The sequence below is a fragment of the Pantoea cypripedii genome (genome assembly GCF_002095535.1).
GTDB lineage: Bacteria > Pseudomonadota > Gammaproteobacteria > Enterobacterales > Enterobacteriaceae > Pantoea > Pantoea cypripedii.
In genome coordinates, this window is record NZ_MLJI01000001.1 from 2,303,463 (window position 1) to 2,323,942 (window position 20,480).

At 52.7% G+C, this 20,480-nt stretch carries 24 protein-coding genes; 12 read left to right on the forward strand and 12 right to left on the reverse strand.

Features of this window, described 5'->3' with window-relative positions; translation table 11 throughout:
- Nucleotide 1 precedes the first annotated feature (1 nt).
- From trpCF to trpA, 3 genes are read left to right on the forward strand one after another with little or no spacing between them, the layout of a single operon-like run.
- Entirely contained in the window at nt 2-1,369 is a 1,368-nt protein-coding gene (gene trpCF / locus HA50_RS10665; RefSeq protein ID WP_084875134.1) for a bifunctional indole-3-glycerol-phosphate synthase TrpC/phosphoribosylanthranilate isomerase TrpF, read from the forward strand.
- A 44-nt stretch (nt 1,370-1,413) separates the two neighbouring features.
- Complete coding sequence (gene trpB / locus HA50_RS10670) at nt 1,414-2,604, forward strand: tryptophan synthase subunit beta (protein WP_084875136.1); 1,191 nt, start codon at nt 1,414-1,416, stop codon at nt 2,602-2,604.
- Nucleotides 2,604-3,407 (forward strand): tryptophan synthase subunit alpha, encoded by an 804-nt coding sequence (gene trpA / locus HA50_RS10675; protein ID WP_084875138.1) that lies wholly within the window; start codon nt 2,604-2,606, stop codon nt 3,405-3,407. Before trpB ends, trpA begins: the two co-directional genes overlap by 1 nt.
- An 80-nt stretch (nt 3,408-3,487) precedes the next feature.
- On the opposite strand, the gene HA50_RS10680 is transcribed toward trpA, so the two are convergent.
- Complete coding sequence (locus HA50_RS10680; RefSeq protein WP_084875140.1) at nt 3,488-3,709, reverse strand: hypothetical protein; 222 nt, start codon at nt 3,707-3,709, stop codon at nt 3,488-3,490.
- Complete coding sequence (locus HA50_RS10685; RefSeq protein WP_084875142.1) at nt 3,684-4,316, reverse strand: hypothetical protein; 633 nt, start codon at nt 4,314-4,316, stop codon at nt 3,684-3,686. The genes HA50_RS10680 and HA50_RS10685 overlap by 26 nt, the downstream gene beginning before the upstream one ends.
- Nucleotides 4,317-4,604: 288 nt before the next feature.
- On the opposite strand from HA50_RS10685, the gene HA50_RS10695 reads away from it, so the two are divergent.
- On the forward strand, nt 4,605-4,919 hold the full coding sequence (locus HA50_RS10695; RefSeq protein ID WP_084875146.1) for a BON domain-containing protein: 315 nt from the start codon (nt 4,605-4,607) through the stop codon (nt 4,917-4,919).
- A gap of 45 nt (nt 4,920-4,964) precedes the next feature.
- Here the strand turns inward: HA50_RS10695 and ompW are convergent, their stop codons facing one another.
- A complete protein-coding gene (ompW, locus tag HA50_RS10700; RefSeq protein ID WP_084875149.1) occupies nt 4,965-5,597 on the reverse strand; it encodes an outer membrane protein OmpW in 633 nt (210 codons plus the stop codon).
- A 248-nt stretch (nt 5,598-5,845) separates the two neighbouring features.
- Between ompW and HA50_RS10705 the strand changes: the two genes are divergently transcribed.
- The 4 genes from HA50_RS10705 to yciA all read left to right on the forward strand — a co-directional run bounded on the left by HA50_RS10705 (nt 5,846) and on the right by yciA (nt 8,101).
- Nucleotides 5,846-6,262 (forward strand): YkgJ family cysteine cluster protein, encoded by a 417-nt coding sequence (locus HA50_RS10705; RefSeq protein ID WP_084875151.1) that lies wholly within the window; start codon nt 5,846-5,848, stop codon nt 6,260-6,262.
- A gap of 27 nt (nt 6,263-6,289) precedes the next feature.
- A complete protein-coding gene (locus HA50_RS10710) occupies nt 6,290-7,024 on the forward strand; it encodes a YciC family protein (protein WP_084875153.1) in 735 nt (244 codons plus the stop codon).
- 52 nt (nt 7,025-7,076) lie between these two features.
- Nucleotides 7,077-7,616 (forward strand): septation protein A, encoded by a 540-nt coding sequence (locus tag HA50_RS10715; protein ID WP_084875155.1) that lies wholly within the window; start codon nt 7,077-7,079, stop codon nt 7,614-7,616.
- Nucleotides 7,617-7,684: 68 nt separating this feature from the next.
- Nucleotides 7,685-8,101: an acyl-CoA thioester hydrolase YciA gene (gene yciA, locus HA50_RS10720; RefSeq protein ID WP_041525794.1), complete on the forward strand. Its 417-nt coding sequence runs from the start codon at nt 7,685-7,687 to the stop codon at nt 8,099-8,101.
- Nucleotides 8,102-8,139: 38 nt separating this feature from the next.
- Here yciA and tonB read toward each other — a convergent pair whose 3' ends face one another.
- Complete coding sequence (gene tonB, locus HA50_RS10725) at nt 8,140-8,886, reverse strand: TonB system transport protein TonB (RefSeq protein ID WP_208617282.1); 747 nt, start codon at nt 8,884-8,886, stop codon at nt 8,140-8,142.
- A gap of 205 nt (nt 8,887-9,091) precedes the next feature.
- Here tonB and HA50_RS10730 point away from each other — a divergent pair, with 205 nt between their 5' ends.
- Nucleotides 9,092-9,388, forward strand: coding sequence for a YciI family protein (locus HA50_RS10730; protein ID WP_084875159.1), 297 nt, complete (start codon nt 9,092-9,094; stop codon nt 9,386-9,388).
- The gene (locus tag HA50_RS31040) at nt 9,378-9,560 is read left to right on the forward strand and encodes a hypothetical protein (protein WP_139810918.1); all 183 of its coding nucleotides are present in this window, start codon (nt 9,378-9,380) and stop codon (nt 9,558-9,560) included. The genes HA50_RS10730 and HA50_RS31040 overlap by 11 nt, the downstream gene beginning before the upstream one ends.
- A gap of 15 nt (nt 9,561-9,575) precedes the next feature.
- Here the strand turns inward: HA50_RS31040 and HA50_RS31045 are convergent, their stop codons facing one another.
- On the reverse strand, nt 9,576-9,749 hold the full coding sequence (locus HA50_RS31045; RefSeq protein WP_013509336.1) for a YciY family protein: 174 nt from the start codon (nt 9,747-9,749) through the stop codon (nt 9,576-9,578).
- A 162-nt stretch (nt 9,750-9,911) separates the two neighbouring features.
- On the opposite strand from HA50_RS31045, the gene cls reads away from it, so the two are divergent.
- On the forward strand, nt 9,912-11,372 hold the full coding sequence (cls, locus tag HA50_RS10735; RefSeq protein WP_084875161.1) for a cardiolipin synthase: 1,461 nt from the start codon (nt 9,912-9,914) through the stop codon (nt 11,370-11,372).
- A gap of 36 nt (nt 11,373-11,408) precedes the next feature.
- Nucleotides 11,409-11,738 (forward strand): HI1450 family dsDNA-mimic protein, encoded by a 330-nt coding sequence (locus HA50_RS10740; protein WP_208617283.1) that lies wholly within the window; start codon nt 11,409-11,411, stop codon nt 11,736-11,738.
- A 41-nt stretch (nt 11,739-11,779) separates the two neighbouring features.
- On the opposite strand, the gene oppF is transcribed toward HA50_RS10740, so the two are convergent.
- The 7 genes from oppF to HA50_RS10775 all read right to left on the reverse strand — a co-directional run bounded on the left by oppF (nt 11,780) and on the right by HA50_RS10775 (nt 20,387).
- Entirely contained in the window at nt 11,780-12,781 is a 1,002-nt protein-coding gene (oppF, locus tag HA50_RS10745; RefSeq protein ID WP_084875163.1) for a murein tripeptide/oligopeptide ABC transporter ATP binding protein OppF, read from the reverse strand.
- On the reverse strand, nt 12,778-13,791 hold the full coding sequence (gene oppD, locus HA50_RS10750; RefSeq protein WP_084875165.1) for an ABC transporter ATP-binding protein: 1,014 nt from the start codon (nt 13,789-13,791) through the stop codon (nt 12,778-12,780). The genes oppF and oppD overlap by 4 nt, the downstream gene beginning before the upstream one ends.
- Before the next feature lie 11 nt (nt 13,792-13,802).
- Nucleotides 13,803-14,711, reverse strand: a complete 909-nt coding sequence (gene oppC, locus HA50_RS10755; protein WP_084875167.1) for an oligopeptide ABC transporter permease OppC — start codon at nt 14,709-14,711, stop codon at nt 13,803-13,805.
- Between the two features lie 15 nt (nt 14,712-14,726).
- A complete protein-coding gene (gene oppB / locus HA50_RS10760) occupies nt 14,727-15,647 on the reverse strand; it encodes an oligopeptide ABC transporter permease OppB (protein ID WP_084875169.1) in 921 nt (306 codons plus the stop codon).
- A gap of 79 nt (nt 15,648-15,726) precedes the next feature.
- On the reverse strand, nt 15,727-17,367 hold the full coding sequence (gene oppA / locus HA50_RS10765; RefSeq protein WP_084875171.1) for an oligopeptide ABC transporter substrate-binding protein OppA: 1,641 nt from the start codon (nt 17,365-17,367) through the stop codon (nt 15,727-15,729).
- Nucleotides 17,368-17,529: 162 nt separating this feature from the next.
- The gene (locus HA50_RS10770) at nt 17,530-19,164 is read right to left on the reverse strand and encodes an ABC transporter substrate-binding protein (protein ID WP_084875173.1); all 1,635 of its coding nucleotides are present in this window, start codon (nt 19,162-19,164) and stop codon (nt 17,530-17,532) included.
- Between the two features lie 575 nt (nt 19,165-19,739).
- A complete protein-coding gene (locus HA50_RS10775) occupies nt 19,740-20,387 on the reverse strand; it encodes a YchE family NAAT transporter (protein ID WP_084875175.1) in 648 nt (215 codons plus the stop codon).
- Nucleotides 20,388-20,480: the final 93 nt, after the last annotated feature.

Here is a 20,480-nt window from a genome sequence, read left to right on the forward strand (position 1 = left end):
GATGAGCATTAAGGGAACCGTGTTAGAAAAAATTGTGCTGGATAAAGCCGAATGGGTGGAAGCGCGCAAAGCGCAGCAGCCACTGACGACCTTCCAGAACAGCCTGCAACCGGCCGAACGCCATTTTTACGATGCGCTGCGCGGCACGCGTACCGCTTTTATTCTGGAATGCAAAAAAGCGTCCCCGTCGAAGGGTTTGATTCGCGAAGACTTTGATCCCGCCACCATCGCTGGCGTCTATCGTCATTATGCTTCTGCGGTATCAGTGCTGACCGATGAGAAATACTTCCAGGGCAACTTCGAATTCCTGCCCATCGTCAGTGCAGCGATTACCCAGCCGGTACTGTGCAAAGATTTTATCATCGATCCTTACCAGATTTATCTGGCGCGTCATTATCAGGCCGATGCCATCCTGCTGATGCTGTCGGTGCTGGATGATGATCAGTATCGCCAGCTGGCTGCCGTGGCCCATAGCCTGAAAATGGGCATTCTGACTGAAGTCAGCAATGAAGAAGAGCTGGAGCGCGCCATTGCACTGGAAGCGAAGGTGGTCGGTATCAATAACCGCGACCTGCGCGATCTGTCGATTGACCTGAATCGTACACGTCAGTTGGCCCCCCGTCTCGGCCATGGCGTAACGGTGATTAGCGAGTCCGGCATTCATAACTATGCCCAGGTACGTGAGCTGAGCCATTTCGCGAACGGTTTCCTGATCGGTTCCGCTCTGATGGAAGAAGACGATCTCAATGCTGCGGTACGTCGCGTGCTGATGGGTGCGAACAAAGTATGTGGCCTGACGCGCGCGGAAGATGCCCGCGTCGCACATGAAGCCGGTGCTATCTACGGCGGCGTGATTTTTGCGGCCGGTTCACCGCGCCAGGTCAGCACTGAACAGGCTCAGGCAGTGATTGCTGCCGCACCATTGAAGTACGTCGGCGTATTCCGTAACAACAGCATCAGTGACATTGTCACGCAGGTTACGGCACTCAATTTATTTGCGGTTCAGTTGCATGGTGATGAAAACCCGGCGTTTGTTGCCGAATTACGCCAGACGCTGCCTGCTAATGTGCAGATCTGGAAAGCACTCAGCATCAAGGATGCGTTGCCTGCTCGCGACTGGCCACACGTCGACCGTTATGTCTTTGATAATGGCCAGGGTGGCACCGGTCAGCGTTTCGACTGGTCACTGTTGCAGGGCCAGAAACTGGACAACGTGCTGCTGGCCGGTGGATTAAGCGCCGACAACTGCGTCGAAGCCGCACAGCTCGGCTGTGCCGGTCTTGATTTCAACTCTGGTGTGGAATCGGCCCCTGGCATTAAAGATGCCAGCAAGATCGCCGCAGTATTCCGCACATTACGCGCCTATTAATTTCTCTTGCCCGCCGGAGCGGGCTGGATAAGGAAGATGAGAAGATGACGTTACTGAATCCCTATTTTGGCGAATTTGGCGGCCAGTATGTGCCGCAAATCCTGATGCCGGCTTTGCGTCAGCTGGAGGCCGCGTTTGTCGAGGCTCAGCGCGATCCGGAATTTCAGGCGGAATTTACTGACCTGCTGAAAAACTATGCGGGCCGCCCTACCGCACTGACATTGTGCCGCAACCTGACCAAAGGCAGCAAAACCCGCCTGTACCTGAAGCGTGAAGACCTGCTGCACGGTGGCGCGCATAAAACCAACCAGGTGCTGGGCCAGGCGTTACTGGCAAAGCGCATGGGTAAAAACGAAATCATCGCCGAAACCGGAGCCGGTCAGCACGGTGTGGCTTCAGCGCTGGCCTGTGCGTTGCTCGGGATGAAGTGCCGCATTTATATGGGTGCGAAGGACGTCGAACGTCAGTCACCAAACGTGTTCCGTATGCGCCTGATGGGTGCCGAAGTTATTCCGGTACACAGTGGCTCGGCGACACTGAAAGACGCCTGTAACGAGGCCCTGCGCGACTGGTCTGGCAGCTATGAAACGGCCCACTACATGCTCGGTACCGCTGCCGGTCCACACCCGTTCCCGACCATCGTGCGCGAATTCCAGCGTATGATCGGCGAAGAGACTAAAGCGCAGATTCTGGAAAAAGAAGGACGTCTGCCGGATGCGGTGCTGGCCTGTGTCGGTGGCGGCTCCAACGCCATCGGTATGTTTGCTGATTTTATCGATGAAACCAGCGTTGGCCTGATCGGCGTGGAACCGGCAGGTCACGGTATCGAAACCGGCGAACACGGTGCACCGCTGAAGCACGGCCGCGTAGGGATCTACTTCGGTATGAAAGCGCCGATGATGCAGACTGAAGAGGGGCAGATTGAAGAATCCTACTCCATCTCTGCCGGTCTCGACTTCCCGTCTGTCGGACCGCAGCATGCTCATCTCAACAGCATCGGTCGTGCTGAATATGTGTCGATTACCGATGACGAAGCGCTGGATGCCTTTAAGCAGCTGTCGCGTTCAGAAGGTATTATCCCGGCACTGGAGTCCTCCCATGCGCTGGCCCATGCGCTGAAGATGATCCGCGAGAACCCGGAAAAAGAACAGCTGCTGGTGGTTAACCTGTCCGGCCGCGGTGATAAAGATATTTTCACCGTTCACGATATTCTGAAAGCGAAGGGAGAGATCTGATGGAACGTTATAATCAGCTGTTTAAACGTCTGTCGGCGAACAAAGAAGGTGCGTTCGTTCCTTTCGTTACCCTCGGCGATCCCTCACCGGAAATGTCGCTGAAAATTATTGATGCATTGGTTGCCGGTGGTGCCGATGCGCTGGAGTTAGGCATTCCCTTCTCCGATCCACTGGCGGATGGCCCAACCATCCAGAACGCCACGCTGCGTGCTTTTGCTGCCGGTACCACCACCGCGCAATGCTTCGAAATCCTCGCCAGCGTGCGCCAGAAATACCCCGACCTGCCGATTGGTCTGCTGATGTACGCAAACCTGGTGTTCAGTAAAGGGATCGATAATTTTTACGCGCAATGTGAAGCTGTGGGTGTGGATTCCGTGCTGGTGGCAGATGTCCCGGTGGAAGAATCAGCCCCGTTCCGCCAGGCAGCGATGCGTCACAACGTCGCACCCATTTTTATCTGCCCGCCGAATGCCGATGATGACCTGCTGCGCGAGATTGCCTCACATGGCCGTGGCTACACCTATTTTCTGTCACGTGCCGGGGTAACCGGTTCTGAAAACCGTGCTCACGTGCCGCTGCAGCATCTGATCGACAAACTGCATGAATACCATGCTGCGCCGCCATTGCAGGGATTCGGTATCTCAGAACCCGGTCAGGTGAAAGAAGCTGTCGCGGCCGGTGCAGCCGGTGCGATTTCAGGATCGGCGATTGTGAAGATCATCGAGCGTAACCTAAACCAACCTGATGTGATGCTGAGCGAGCTGCAAACCTTTGTCAGCAACCTGAAAGCCGCCACGCGTTAATGCCCTGCCCACCTTATCCGCTAATGCTGCGGGTAAGGTGGTTTTCCTCATGAGGATCATTTCTCGTTTATAGCAAAAGATTACGTCTGATCCCGATGTTCTCCACGCAGCTTACCTAAGTAGTAAGCCGCTAAATATCCGACAATCATAGAACCAAAAAAACCTGCCAGCTTCATCGTGAGGCTGTCAAAAATATAGAATGAAGCCAGGGCGACAAAACTCATTGCAACGGTAATTGTTCCCTCTAATGCATGGGCCAACAACCACCCGATGGCCTTAACCAGCCAACTTGCAAATCTCATGGTTAATCCTTTTACACATTTCTGGGTGACTGGTGATGAACTCAAGATAAGGTTGTAACTGATCCTCAACGAGGAAATAAATCATATCGAGTCCTTGCGGCTGTACTTTCCAGTATATGTGAGGGTAATGATGCTGCATCCTGCGGCTTGCTAATGCGGCTTCTTCAATGAATCCCTGCCACAATCCGGCACTAATCGTGAAGCTGGTACCGAAGCGATATAATGTCTTCCATGCATTGCTGCCGCGAGCAAATTTCACTATTGATGCAGCAACAACCTGAGAAGTCAGTATCTGAGCACCAACGCGGCCAGCTAATCTGCCAGTACCGTATCCAATCTGATTATGGACGACCTGTTTACCCTGCTCATCCAGTTTGTTGTAGAACTCAATGATGACAATGGTAATCAATCGGCGCAAAGGTTCTTCATTTTGAACTAATGACTTGATAACCCTATAAAAACGTTCATTTTCCTGATCATTACGAATTCTACGTTCAAAACCTAATGCACCAGAACTGATATACGTTCGTTTTACACCGTAGTAAAAACTCTTCGGTATTCCCTTTACACTATCCCAGATACCTTCAGCGATCTTAGAAGCATCCATAGCCACAATCCTTAGTTGCCCGATGTAGCGCCAATCATATCTAAATCAGTTTAAATTGCACAAATTCCATCAAATTTATTAATGATTTGTGTCCTCTGTCACCCTGGTAAACAGATTTAATTTTGCAGAATAATGCAAAGGACTCACTTCCCAAGTCCCGATTCCTCGCCATTATGATCATTTCGCGTTTTTTCGCTGTGCTGATTTGACCATTTCCCGTTGCCACACCACACTTTAAGCGCACCGTCACATCGCGGTGAAACATCATGTATGACAGGGAGATAACCAATGAAACTGTTCAAAATCGTTGCGGGATTGCTGATGGCTGCGGTGATGGCGCTGGCTCTCAGCGCGTGTGCACCTACGTCGACACAGGAAGGGACCGGTGGTTATATCGATGACACCGTGATCACGACGAAAGTGAAAACTGAATTGCTGAAGGATGACTCGCTGAAATCAACCGAGATCAATGTAGAAACCTTCAAAGGTCGGGTGCAGTTAAGTGGTTTTGTCAGTTCACCGCAGATGGCGAACCGTGCGGTGGCCGTTACGCGCAGCGTCGCGGGTGTGAAATCCGTGGTGAATAATATGCAAATCAAATAAGTAATCGGGCGGCCACTGGGTCGCCCGACTTATTTCTTGTCCCGGTCAGAAGCGGTAACCTACACCAAAGAAGAAAACAAAAGGATTAATATTGGTATGGATATTCTGTTGTTCACCAGCCGCTTTAAATTTCACATTGGTATCAATATCCATGTACCACAGTGATGCGTTCAGCATCCAGTCCCGGTTGATTTGATAATCAACACCAACCTGTCCCGCCAGACCCCATGAATTTTTCATTTTGAGATCGCTCAACCCGGCATCTTGCCCGGTTTGGTTGAAACTTTTATCAAAGAACATCGTGTAGTTAATACCCGCACCCACATAAGGCCGGAATTTACTGTTGCTGTCTAAGAAATAGTATTGCGCCATCAGCGTTGGCGGTAGCTGATGGACGGTCGCAATATTACCGGTCGCATTCAGGCCGACTTTATGTCTGAAAGGTGTAGCCGCCAGCAATTCAATACCAATGTTATCGGTTGCCATGTAGGTGAAGGTCAGGCCCATCTGGGTGTCATTGCTGACGTTAAATCCCCCCAGGCCCAACACATTTTGCGAACTTTCAGTGGGGCGTACCGTTGCGGTACCCACACGCATAAAGAAATCACCTGCTTCGTGAGCCAGTGCCAGTTGTGGAATTGCCAGTGCCACCAGCAGCGCGCATTTTGCCAGTTTCATATTCACTCCTTTGCCGATTTGTTTTTGATGTAGTGACGAAGTTTGTGGCAAGAGATCTATCGCGTTTCTTGACAAATTGCATCTGAATCATTTCAGATAAATCACTTATAAAACAATGAATTGATTCAGATCAATTTTGGCGTTACAGCAGGAAATAAAAATCTGCTTGCGAAAATTTCGCGCCGTGACTACTTTGCTGAATCCTGCCGTTGATTTTGGTTCGATGCTTAGGAGAAGCGGGCGATCAAATGAGCGATTCATTCAACCCTTGTATGACCTGTGGCGCCTGCTGCGCCCATTTCCGTGTGTCTTTCTACTGGGCCGAGGCTGACGATGGTGGCGGCGCGGTACCGGTGGAATTAACCGAGCCTTTAAGTCTGCTGATGCGCAACATGCGTGGTACTAACGCGCGTGCGCCGCGCTGTGTGGCGCTACAGGGTGAAATCGGTGGTTGTGTCTCATGTGGCATCTATCAACAGCGCCCGTCACCCTGTCGCGAGTTTTCGATGTCAGGCGAGCAAGGTGTGCTGAACGAAGCCTGCGATCGGGCCAGAGCACGCTATGGTTTGCCTGCGCTTTTTTGCCCATCTTTACCAGACATGACAGAAAGTTATCCTAATGCGGGTGCCAGCATGCCCGCAGAACATGTACAATCGCCGGGTTAATTAACCCGGTTCCTTCAAGGAGTGTACATGTCTATCACGGCAAGCTCGTTATACCGTGACACAGGAAATTTTCTGCGCCATCAGCTGATTACCGTTGTGCTGATGGCGTTGCTTACCTCGTTTATTACCGTGATTATCGGCCATGCCCTGACCCCCGGTGCCGACCAGTTGTCACTGCTGAGTCAGGGTGATGACAGCGCATCCTCGCTGTTTGAGCTGGTACAGAATATGTCGCCGGATCAGCAACGCATTTTGCTGCGTGCTTCCGCTGCAGGCACCTTCGCGGCGCTGGTGGGCAACACGCTGCTGCTGGGTGGCATGTTATGTCTGATTCCGATGGTTTCGGCGGGTCAGCGAGTTAGCGCCCTGCGTGCTATTGGTGCTTCCGCACCACTGCTGCCGAAATTGCTGCTGCAAACCTTCTTAATCACTTTACTGGTTCAGCTTGGCTTTATGGTGCTGATGGTGCCTGGCGTTATTTTGGCGATCCTGTTTTCGCTGGCGCCGGTAATGCTGGTCAGTGAAAAGATGGGTGTCATGCGCGCCATGCGTACCAGCATGCGTATGGCATGGAAAAACGTCAAAGTGATCGCCCCGGCCATCATTGTCTGGTTGCTGGCAAAAATCGCGCTGATGTTCTTCTTTTCTTCGCTGACGGTGTTGCCAGCCAATGTGGCTTCAGTAGTACTGAACGCGCTGGGGAACCTGGTTTCCGCCATTCTGATTATCTATTTGTACCGGCTCTATATGCTGTTACGTTAAGGATTATGGCGCTCATTGAGCGCCTTAATTGCCGCCCCTGACTGGATATCCTATGAAGCAGTTACTCGATTTTCTTCCACTGGTCGTTTTCTTCATTTTCTACAAGCTCTACGACATTTTTGTCGCCTCCGGCGCACTGGTGGTTGCCACCGGCATTGCGCTGATCGTCAGTTGGGTGCTGTTCCGCAAGCTGGAGAAAATGACCATCTTCACTTTCGTGCTGGTGGCAGTGTTCGGCACTCTGACGCTGGTGTTCCATAACGATGAATTCATCAAGTGGAAAGTGACCGTGATCTATTCCCTGTTTGCGCTGGCATTGCTGTACAGCCAATGGTTTATGAAACAACCGCTGATTCAGAGCATGCTGGGGAAAGAATTGCAGTTACCGGATGGTGTCTGGCGACGTCTGAATGTGGCCTGGGCCATTTTCTTCCTCGCCTGCGGTCTGGCAAATATTTATGTTGCATTTTGGTTATCACAGGAATTTTGGGTTAACTTTAAAGTGTTTGGTCTGACCGGTCTTACCCTGCTGTTTACCCTGTTAAGTGGCGTGTATATCTGGCGACACATGCCGCAACAAGAAGAAAAATAATGAATGATGCCCGGCAATTGCCGGGTTTTTTGGCGCCTGCCGCCATCACCTGCATAAGAACTGAAGCAATGGACGAAAAACACAAATTGCCGCAAGGCGAAATGGTGCTGCGCACGCTGGCAATGCCAGCCGATACCAACGCCAATGGTGATATCTTTGGTGGCTGGCTGATGTCGCAGATGGATATGGGCGGTGCGATTCTGGCAAAAGAGATTGCCGAAGGTCGCGTAGCAACCGTGCGCGTGGACGGTATGAGTTTCCTCAAACCGGTTGCGGTGGGTGATGTGGTGAGCTGCTATTGCCGCTGTATCCGTACCGGCAACAGCTCCATGACCATCAATGTCGAAGTGTGGATCAAAAAAGTTTCTTCAGAGCCGATTGGCCAGACCTACTGTGCCACCGAGGCGGTATTTATTTATGTCGCCATCGACAACACCGGTAAGTCACGTCCGTTGCCGCCGGGTAAAGCCAACCTCAGCGATTAACGGCGATAAAAAAGCGGTCATCTGACCGCTTTCCCACCTTATTCGATATTCGCGCCACCGTTGATACGGAACACAATATTCATCGTCAGATTCGTGCCGGGACGTCCGGGCTGATAACGCCATTTCTTCATCGCCTGCTTCACTTCGCGTTCGAACATATTGCGTGGTTCAGCCGAGAGAATCTGAATATTGTCGACGCGACCATCACTATCAACATCAAACTGCACCCGCACCCGGCCTTCCACGCGCAGCGCAAAAGCGCGTGCAGGATAGGCAGGTTTACTCACGCTCAATGACTTAGGACCGTCAGAAACGGATGGCGTCGAGGTCGGATTGGTTTTCGGTGCCGTTGTCGGTCGCGTCTGCGTGGTTGGCGCGTCGGTTTTTACCGGGGCCTGTGGCTTCGTTTCCTCACGTGGTTTTACCTCACGCTTCGGTTCGTGCTTTTTCTCCACCTTCGGCTTAGGTTTTGGCTTCGGCTCAGGTTTCGGAATGGGAATCGGTACCGGCTCGGCTTTGGGCGGTTCCGGGGCCACTTCAGGAACCGGTTCCGGTGTGGGTTCCGGTTCCGGCGGGGGCGGTGGTGTCTGGACCGTTGGCGTAGGTTCTGGCTGCACTTCCGGTGCCACCATGCTTACGCTAATCGGTTGTGATGCTTTGGGAACCTCAATGACCTGATGAAACGATGCATAGAGAATGCCAGCAATTACTGTGCCGTGAAGTACCACGGACAACAGCAGAGAAACGGGGGTACGTTTTGGGAAAGGCGTAGTCAGCGTCGTCATAACAGTCATGTTCATTGAGTGAAGCGCAGATTTTAAATGCAAATAGCAATCAGTTTCAATAAGCAGTGTTAAGTGCGTACCAGTAAATGCCTTTTTTAGCCCTATTTGCGCAGAATGGCGTGGGAAATATCTTTCGTTTGCACTCTGTTTACCGATCACTTAACGTGTTTCGCAAATCTGACCAGTATAACGGGAGTTCCCAATCGTGCTTTATGTCATTTATGCGGAAGACAATGCTGATTCACTGGAAAAACGTACTTCTGTACGCCCTGCCCACCTGGCGCGTCTGCAACTGTTGCAGGATGAAGGTCGTCTGATTGTGGCAGGTCCGATGCCTGCGGTTGATAGCAATGATCCCGGTGCCGCCGGTTTTACCGGTTCAACCGTGATTGCCGAGTTCCCATCGCTGGAAGCGGCACAATCCTGGGCCAATGATGACCCGTATATTGCAGCCGGGGTGTATAAGCAGATTGCGGTCAAGCCGTTTAAGCGTGTTTTCTAAAATGTGGCGCGCACTGGCTCTGCTGATCATTGTCTTCGCATTGCTTGGCAGAGCACTCTGGATATGGCGTCGGCAGGGCTTTCGCCGCGCCCGTCAGCACATCGTGATGTTGATTGTGCTGGCCGCCGCGCTACAGATGGTAAACCTGACCTTAGTGTTACGCGGCGTTTAACGCCGCGCTTTCCCATCAGGTATTTTGGGTGATGAACAGGATGGAGCGGCGGTGTTGCTGCGCAACCTGGTGACGAATGGCGTGAATTCGTTTATAGCGCCGGGATTGCCCTTCCAGCCAGCGCGCACGACGGCGCTGCACCTGACGTAACATTCTCCAGCGAGCCACTTCATTTCTGCTTCGTCTCATCACATCCTCTCTGACTGGCTAATCACCGGCTCGCATTATAGTGATCTGCCATAAAATGCCAATTCGAATCGCTTATCGTTAACCCGTTATGATTAAAGGTTTCGCTACTGTTCATCAACACGTAAACTTTGCTCATCAAAGCGCGAACGGGACGTCCACTTAATGACCACATTTTATACCCTGATCAGTTGGTTACTACTGTTTGGCTACTGGTTGCTCATTGCGGGTGTGACACTGCGAATTCTGATGAAACGCCGTGCTGTCACGTCTGCCATGGCCTGGTTGCTGGTCATCTATATTCTGCCGCTGGTGGGTATTATTGCGTATCTGTCATTTGGTGAACTGCATCTGGGCAAGCGCCGTGCGGAACGGGCGCGCACCATGTGGCCGTCAACGGCCAAATGGCTCAACGACCTGAAACAATGCCGCCATATCTTCGCCACGGAACACAGCGATGTCGCCCTGTCCTTGTTCCAGCTGTGCCACCATCGTCAGGGTATTGCCGGTGTGAAAGGCAACCAGCTGCAGTTGCTGACCAATTCCGATGATGTGATGCATGCCTTAATCCGCGATATTCAGCTGGCTCGCCACAATATCGAGATGGTGTTCTATATCTGGCAACCCGGCGGGCTGGCGGATGAAGTGGCTGAATCGCTGATGGCGGCATCACGTCGCGGCGTGCACTGCCGCCTGATGCTCGATTCCGCAGGCAGCGTGGCCTTTTTCCGCAGTTCGTGGCCCGGCATGATGCGCAATGCGGGTATCGATGTGGTAGAGGCGTTACAGGTCAGCCTGCTGCGTGTGTTCCTGCGCCGCATGGATTTGCGCCAGCATCGCAAGGTGGTGCTGATTGATAACTACATTGCCTACACAGGCAGCATGAATCTGGTTGATCCACGCTTCTTTAAACAGGATGCGGGAGTGGGTCAATGGATTGATATGATGGCCCGTATGGAAGGCCCGGTCGCCACCACCATGGGCATTGTCTACTCATGCGACTGGGAGATTGAAACCGGCAAGCGCATCCTGCCGCCCGCCCCTGATGCCAATATCATGCCGTTTGAGCAGGAGAGTGGTCACATCATTCAGGTGATTGCTTCCGGTCCCGGCTTCCCGGAGGACATGATCCATCAGGCGTTGTTAACGGCGGTCTATTCCGCACGCCACCAGTTGATCATGACGACCCCCTACTTCGTGCCCAGCGATGATTTGCTGCATGCCATTTGTACTGCGGCGCTGCGCGGGGTGGAAGTCAGCATTATTGTGCCACGGCATAACGATTCCCTGCTGGTGGGCTGGGCCAGCCGCGCCTTCTTCACCGAGCTGCTGGAAGCCGGGGTGAAGATTTATCAGTTCGAGGATGGGCTGTTACATACCAAGAGCGTGCTGGTCGATGGTCAGCTCAGCCTGGTGGGCACCGTGAATCTGGATATGCGCAGCCTGTGGCTCAATTTTGAGATTACCCTGGTGGTGGATGATGCCGGGTTTGGCAGCGATCTTGCTTGTGTCCAGGATGACTATATCGCCCGCTCACGCCTGCTGGATGGCGCTCGCTGGGCAAAACGTGCCTGGTGGCAGCGCATCGTCGAACGACTGTTTTACTTCTTCAGTCCTTTACTGTAAAACGAGCGGAAATATTTACCGCCGCAGGGCACGCAAATGACCATGGATTTAAATAATCGCCTGACCGAAGATGAAACGCTGGAGCAGGCTTACGATATTTTTCTGGAACTGGCAGGTGACAACCTCGATCCGGCCGATATCATTCTGTTCAATTTACAGTTTGAGGAACGGGGTGGCGCGGAGCTGTTCGATCCCTCGGAAGACTGGCAGGAACACGTCGATTTCGACCTGAACCCTGACTTTTTCTCTGAAGTGGTGATTGGACTCGGTGAGGCGGACGGGGAGCCGATTACCGATGTCTTTGCGCGCGTTCTGCTGTGTCGCGAGAAAGACCATAAACTCTGCCATATCCTGTGGCGCGAGTAAGGTTAACCAAATAACGCCGGGCAATTGCCCGGCGTTTTGTTTTACATCGGGTCCACCTTCAGACAGGACACCGCATGGCGGAAGCTGCCTTCAAGTAATGGACGCGTTTTCGCGCACTCTGGCCCGGCAATCGGGCAGCGAGTACGGAATACGCAACCTGATGGTGGATTGATCGGCGACGGCAGCTCTCCTTCCAGCAACTGGATCTGTTTATTCTTTTCCAGATCCGGGTCGGGAATCGGCACCGCCGACATCAGCGCGCGGGTATAAGGATGCTGCGGGTTGTTGTACACCGCATCATACGTCCCCAGTTCCACCGCATGGCCGAGGTACATCACCAGCACGCGGTCGGAGATGTGTTTCACCACCGCCAGATCGTGGGCAATGAAGATCAGCGATAACCCCATCTCACGTTGCAGCTGCTGCAACAGGTTCACCACTTGCGCCTGAATTGACACATCAAGTGCCGATACTGGCTCATCACAAATGATCAGTTTCGGTTCCAGAATCAGCGCGCGAGCGATCCCAATACGCTGGCACTGGCCACCGGAGAACTCGTGAGGATAACGGTTGATAAGGTTGGGCAGCAGGCCAACCTTCATCATCATGTTTTTAACCTTATCCTTCACTTCCTGACGTGACATCTTCGGATGATAGGTACGCAGCGGCTCCGCAATAATATCGCCGATGGTCATACGCGGGTTGAGCGACGCTAACGGGTCCTGGAAGATCATCTGGATATCGCTGCGCGCATTGCGCCACTCTTCCTGACTCTGTCCCAGCAGATCCCGCCCCAGCCAGGCAACACGCCCTTCGGTGGCCTTCACCAGCCCGATAATGGCACGCGCCAGCGTTGATTTACCGCAGCCAGATTCCCCGACCACGCCCAGGGTCTCCCCTTCATATAAGCGCAGGCTGACGCCATCGACCGCTTTCAGGGTCTTGGCGGGCTGCCAGAACCACTGCTTGCCATCTTTGATCTCGAAATGCACCTTCAGATCGGCGATTTCCAGTAACACTTTCTTTTCCGCTACGGTGTTCATACTAATTCCTCCACCGGCTTAAAGCAGGCACGCAGGCGTCCTTCGCCAAAAGGTTCCAGCGCCGGGGCTGTGGCACAGATATCCATCGCATGCGGGCAGCGAGGCTGGAATGGACACCCCTGCGGCAGGCGCAACAGGTTAGGTGGATTGCCTGGAATGGTCATCAGCGACTCGCCTTCAGCATCCAGACGCGGCACCGCGCTCAGCAAACCAATGGAGTAAGGATGCGCCGGTTGATAGAACACATCGCGCGCCCGGCCATATTCCATGGTACGTCCGGCATACATCACCAGCACCTTGTCACAGATCCCCGCTACCACGCCCAGATCGTGGGTAATCATGATGATCGCGGTGTTGAACTCGCGTTTGAGTTCATTCAGCAACGTCATGATCTGCGCCTGCACCGTCACGTCCAGCGCGGTGGTTGGCTCATCGGCGATCAGTAATTTAGGACGGCACAGCAATGCCATGGCAATCATCACGCGCTGACGCATCCCACCGGAGAATTCGTGCGGGAACATTTTCATGCGTTTGCGCGCTTCCGGCATTTTTACCGCATCCAGCATACGCACCGACTCTTCAAACGCCTGTGCGCTGTTCATCCCTTTGTGCAGCTTCAGCACTTCCATCAGCTGTTCACCGACGCGCATATACGGGTTCAGCGAAGTCATCGGATCCTGGAAAATCATCGCGATCTGCTCGGCGCGCAGCTTGTTCAGTTGATTTTCCGGCAGGTTGAGAATCTCCTGGCCGTTAAACTTTGCCGACCCACCAATACGACCGTTTTTTGCCAGCAGCCCCATCAGGGCAAAGGCCGTCTGCGATTTACCCGAGCCGGACTCCCCTACTATCCCGAGGGTTTCACCGGCACGCAGCGAAAAGTTGAGGTCGTTGACGGCGGTGACGTCACCATCGTGGGTGCCAAAAGTCACACGCAGATCTTTAACGTCTAACAACAGGTTGCTTCCCGCACGGGCCGCCATTGCTGGCTGAAATTCATGAATGGTCATCGGGAAACTCCTCAACGATCTTTCGGGTCGAGGGCATCACGCAGGCCATCGCCGATAAAGTTAAAACAGAACAGCGTGACCACCAGGAATCCTGCCGGAAACAGCAGCAGCCAGGGTGAAACTTCCATAGAGTTAGCACCATCGCTCAGCAGCGCGCCCCAGCTACTCAGCGGCTCCTGGGTACCCAGTCCGAGGAAACTCAGGAAGGATTCAAACAGGATCATGCTGGGCACCAGCAGCGAGGCATACACCACCACCACACCCAATACGTTAGGCACGATATGGCGCAGCACGATATTGGTGGTGGATACCCCACCGACCTGGGCCGCTTCAATAAACTCTTTGCGTTTCAGGCCCAGCGTCTGGCCGCGCACGATACGCGCCATATCCAGCCACGACACCATGCCGATGGCGACAAAGATCAGCAGGATATTACGGCCGAAGAAGGTCACCAGCAGAATGACGAAGAACATAAACGGGAAGGAGTTGAGGATTTCCAGGATACGCATCATCACCGAGTCGGTTTTACCGCCGAGATAACCGGCAGCCGAGCCATACAGGGTGCCGACCAGCACGGCAATCAGTGCCGAGGCAATCCCCACCATCAGCGAGATGCGGCCACCGATAGCCACACGCACCAGCAGATCGCGGCCGGAAGAATCCGTGCCAAACCAGTGTCCGGAGGTGGTATCTGGCGGCGCGGACATCATGCCCCAGTCGGTATCGTCATAGCGGAACTGCGACAGCATCGGGGCGAACACCACGAACAGCGCGATCAGTACCAGCACCAGCAAACTCAGCAGCGCAGCACGGTTATGAATAAAGCGACGACGCGCATCCTGCCACAGGCTGCGGCCCTCAACTTCCAGCTTTTCACTGAAGGCATCCAGAGCTTCGCTGTTTTTCTTACTTAACATCATGGGCGAACTCCAGCATCAGTAACGAATCTTCGGATCGATCACGGCATACAGCACGTCAACGACCGCGTTAAACACAATGGTCAGCACACCGACCAGGATCGTCAGGCTCATCACCAGCGAGTAGTCGCGGTTAAGCGCGCCATTCACGAACAACTGACCAATTCCCGGCAGGCCATAGATCGACTCGATAACCATTGAACCGGTAATGATGCCGACGAATGCCGGGCCCATGTAGGAGATGACTGGCAACAGCGCCGGTTTCAGCGCATGACGCAGCACGATACGACGCAGCGGTAGCCCTTTGGCCCGCGCGGTGCGGATAAAGTTGGAGTGCATCACTTCAATCATCGAACCACGCGTTATGCGCGCGATGCTGGCGATATACGCCAGAGACAGGGCCACCATCGGCAGCAGCATGTATTGCACTTGTCCGCCATTCCAGCCACCACCAGGCAGCCAGCGCAGGGTGATGGCGAACACCAGGACCAGCAATGGTGCGACCACAAAACTCGGTATCACCACGCCGGTCATGGCGACCCCCATCACCGCATAATCCCATAAACTGTTTTGTTTCAGAGCGGCGATCACGCCCGCGGTAATCCCCAACACCATCGCCAGCACAAAGGCCGCCAAGCCGAGTTTGGCTGATACCGGGAACGCATGCCCTACCAGATAGTTAACGCTATAGTCCTTGTACTTAAACGAGGGGCCGAAATCGCCATGCGCCAGCTGAATCAGGTAATCAACATATTGTTTGCCGATGGGATCGTTGAGATGGTATTTGGCTTCGATATTCGCCATCACTTCGGGCGATAAGGTGCGTTCGCCGGTAAATGGGCTACCGGGTGCCAGTCGCATCATGAAGAAGGAGATGGTAATCAAAACGAAGAGCGTCGGAATCGCTTCCAGAATCCGTCGCAGGATGAATTTTAACATTGCCGTACCTACCAGGCTGTTGCTTCACAAAGTAATAGGCGGTGCCGCAGCACCGCCACTGTCGATAGCCTGTGTGCTATTAGTGTTTAATTATATAAAAGTTCTTATCGAGGGTTTTATCCAGCGGATCTTTGCCGGTGTAACCGCCGACATAAGGTTTCACCAGACGCGCGTTCACGTAGTAGTAAACCGGCACGATGGTGCTGTCCTTATCGAGGATCTGTTCTGCTTTTTGATAATCCGCCGCACGACCTTTGGCGTCAGGTGCCTTGATGGCATCTTTGATCACCTGGTCATACTCAGCGCTCTTATAGTGCGAGGTGTTACTGCTGCTGTCCGAAAGCATGATGTTCAGGAACGACGTCGGTTCGTTGTAGTCCGCACACCAGGCCGCACGTGAAACGTCAAAGTTGCCCTGATGACGGGTATCCAGGAAGGTTTTCCACTCCTGGTTTTCCAGCTTGATGTTCACGCCAATGTTTTTCTTCCAGATCGATGCCGCGGCGATGGCCAGCTTTTTGTGCAGGTCGGAAGTGTTGTACAGCAGGTTGAAGGTCAACGGTTTGTCTGCGGTATAACCGGCTTCAGCCAGCAATTTCTTCGCTTCAGCGTTACGTTTTTCCTGTGACCATTTGAACCAGTCCGGCGGCAGAATTTCCATGCCATCGGTGGCCGGCGGGGTGAAGCTGTAGGCAGGCATCTGACCCTGTGCCAGTACTTTGTTCACCATGATGTCGCGATCCAGACCCAGTTTCAGCGCTGCACGTACGCGCGGATCGGTGAATGGTGCTTTCTGGTTGTTGATTTCGTAGTAGTAAGTACACAGGTACGGGTCGACATGCAGCTCTTTGCCGTTATCACGCTGCAGCTTTTTGAACAACTCAATCGGCATGTTGTTATAGGTCATGTCGCTGCCGTTCTCAGAGAAGTAACGGTTAACATCGCTCACTTCAGAGTTGATCGGCAGGAAGGTGACTTTGTTCAGTACGGTGTGGGCGTTATCCCAATATTCCGGGTTACGTACCAGCGTAATACGTTCGTTGATTACGTGATCCTGGAGTTTAAAGGCACCATTACCGACCCAGTTCTGCGGCTGAGTCCACTGCTCACCAAATTTCTCAATCGCCGGTTTGTAAACCGGTGACATCACGGAGTTAATCAGCAGTTTGTCGAAATACGGCACTGGCTCACTCAGGGTGACTTCCAGCGTGTGATCGTCCAGCGCTTTCACGCCCAGATCGGTGATCGGTTTTTTACCGGCGATGATGTCATCGACGTTAGCAATATGACCATACTGCGGATAGCTGGCATACGGGGACGCCGTTTTCGGGTCAACCAGACGCTCCCAGCTATACACAAAATCCTGTGCCGTTACCGGCGCACCGTTCGACCATTTGGCATTTTTACGCAGATGGAAAGTCCAGACTTTGTAATCTTTGTTTTCCCAGCTTTCCGCCACGCCCGGCACCGGTTTGCCGTCGCTGTCGCTCACCAGCAGACCTTCATACAGGTCACGCGCGACGTTATCTTCCGGCACGCCTTCAATTTTATGCGGGTCCAGTGACTGCACTTCGTCACCATTACCGCGCACCAGCTCCTGCTTTGCTGCCAATTGAACGCCTGCTGGCACTGTCGCTGCCAGCGCGGCATTCCCTGCCAGCGCGCCAATCGCCGCAACCACACCTAAGGCGATCAGGCTTTTCTTCGTGATGTTGTTCATTATTACGCTCCAGTTTTATTATCGTCACCGGGTCGGTCTGAGCCGCCCGGCGTACCCCGTATCCGGGAATCTCCGCCCTGTCTGGTCAGAGATTGCAATCCCCCTTGCAAGGGTTGCCACGGTAACGTGCCGCCCGACTGTAGCGCCGGATCAGCCCGTTACTCAATGTTTCTTTATGTAATAGTATTTCAGATTAATCAGATCCTGCGGATCCTGCCTGGTAAAACCACCCACCCAGGGCTTCACCAGTCGTACGCTGACGCGGTAATACACCGGGATAATCGCTGAATCTTTGTCCTGCTGATTTTCTGCCTGCTGATAGAGCGCGGCGCGTGTCGCGTCGTCCGGTGCCGTCAGCGTTTGCGCCATCAGCCGATCGAATGCCGGGCTGCTGTAGAAAGCGGTATTGATCGACGCGCCACTCAGCAGAATATTCAGGAAGGTGGACGGTTCGTTGTAGTCTGCACACCAGGTGGCGCGCACCACATCGTATTGCGCCTGATGGCGTGTCTCCAGCAGCGTTTTCCATTCCTGATTTTCCAGGGTCACCACCGCGCCGAGGTTTTTCTGCCACATTGAGGCAGCAGCAATGGCCTGCTTTTTGTTTTGCTCAGAAGTGTTGTAAAGCAATGAGAAGCGCAGCGGGTGTTGATCGTTAAAACCGGCCTCAGCCAGCAGTTTTTTCGCGCTGGCATTGCGTTCTGCCTGGGTTTGATTGAACCAGGCAGGCGGGGAGAGCTTCACGCCGTCAGTAAAGGGTGGGGTCAGGCTGTAGGCTGGGATTTGTCCCTGCCCCATCACTTTTTGCGCGATGATGTCGCGGTCCAGCGTCAGCTTCAGCGCAGTACGCACCCGGGCATCATTAAATGGGGCTTTTTTGTTGTTTATTTCATAGTAGAAGGTACACAGCAGCGGGCTGACTTTGACCTGGTCGCCAAGATCCTGGCGCAATTTATGGTACATATCCGGCGGTACCACGCTGTTGGTCATATCCGTGCCGCCACTGCGATAACGGTTAATATCGCTATTTTCCGACGATAGCGGCAGATAGACGCCCTCTTCAATCACGGTGTGGGCATTGTCCCAGTAGAGCGGATTGCGCTTCACCACGATTTTTTCATTCACCACCCATTGGCTGAGGGTGTAAGGACCATTGCTGACGTAATGATCAGGTTGCGTCCACTGCTCGCCCCACTTCTCCACCGCCGGAGGATAAACCGGCTTCATGGCGGTATTTGCCACCATGGAGAGGAAATAAGGAACGGGTTCTGTCAGTGTCACCTGAAAATGGCGATCGTCCAGCGCTTTGACACCCAGCTCAGCAGGTTTGGCTTTACCCGCCATGATCGCATCAACATTGGCAACATGCGCGGCCTGCAAATAACTGGCGTACGGAGAAGCCGTTTGCGGATCGGCAAGGCGTTGCCAGCTGTAAACAAAATCAGCTGCTGTGACGGGTTCACCATTACTCCAGCGGGCATTTTCTCGCAGAGTAAAAGTCCACACGCGCCCTTGTTCGCTGTGCCAGCTCTCCGCTACGCCAGGGACAATTTTGCCGTTGTTGTCGGTGTTCACCAGACCATCGAGCAGGCTTTGAATCACATTGGATTCCGGTACACCCTCAATCTTCTGTGGATCGAGAGACGCTACTTCGCTGCCGTTATTAATCACAATACGCTGTGTGGCGGATAATTGTGTCCCTGCCGGGATATCAGCCGCCTGACTCTGGCTCAAAATACCCCACAGGCAGAGGGCGAGAGGTGAAAACGCCGTGGCCTTCGCTACCATCCATTTCATCAACAGAAATCAACCTTCAACATAAACCTGATAGCGAGTAAGCAAGAACCGTACACATTTTTGACTATCAGATAAAAAAATTGCGATGTTCCGAAAATTATCAGAACAAATGCCCATGCGCCAAAGCTAAACCACAAAAATGTTATCTAATTCTCTTTTATCACGTCTTATTGCTAAGGAAAAGTGTTAATTCTTAACCAAAATTATCACTTAATATATTGATTTATATCTATTTAATGGTGAATTTGCTGTCATTGTGTGCAGAGTTAAATGCAGAATGGATAAAATGTGTTTTATGTCACTGAATAGTATGAACATGGGATATATGAATGGAAAAATCCCCGACAAAGCGAGATTTATTTATATCTTACCCTGATAATCAGAATATGATGCTGTGATAATTATCACAGTAAAATACAGTGAATGGTTAAACAAGGATTAAGACAGTAGCAAAATTGATAACCCACCAGTGATATTAAGCCCGATGAATATCAGCACCAATATGGTGCGAAATTATCCTTTTTCGCACCATATTGGATCATGAAAAGATGACGTGTAGAAAATTAAGGCGATTTTTAACTTAATAAACCAGGGAAAATGGCTTTTAGTCCGGTGACCACAAACTCAATACCTAACGCCATCAGCAATAAGCCCATAATACGCGTAATCACGTTAATTCCCGTCTGCCCCAGCACTCGGACCATCAGCGGAGCTGCGCGGAACAGCAACCAACAGCAGAAAGCAAAAATGGCAATCGCCAGGGTGAATCCCAGCAGGTTTTGCCAGTTATGGTAGCGCGTACTCCAGACAATAGTGGAACTGATCGCACCGGGTCCAGCCATCAGCGGTAATGCCAGCGGCACGACGCCAATGCTTTCACGGATCGCGGTTTCTGATTTTTCCTGTTTGTTCTGCTTATCCTCCCCCAGCTTACCGCTGATCATCGACATGGCGATGGTCACCACCAGGATGCCACCGGCAATACGGAATGAATCAATGGAGATACCGAACAGGTGCAGAATCGCGTCGCCGAGGAACAGCGAGGTCCACAATATAATGGCCACAGCCAGATTCGCCGTCAGGTTGGTTTTATTGCGTTCTACCGCACCCTGATAGCTGGTCATGCTGATAAAGACTGGAATGATGCCGACTGGGTTCACCAGGGCGAACAAACCGACAAAAAACTTAATATAGCCGGATAGATCAAGTAGCACGGGGGTCACAGTCAGCTCCACAATGGGTCACAGTAAAAATCGCGCATAATGTAGTGCAAATCACTGGCTAAAAACCAGCGCTTTCAGCAGAAATCTATGCTG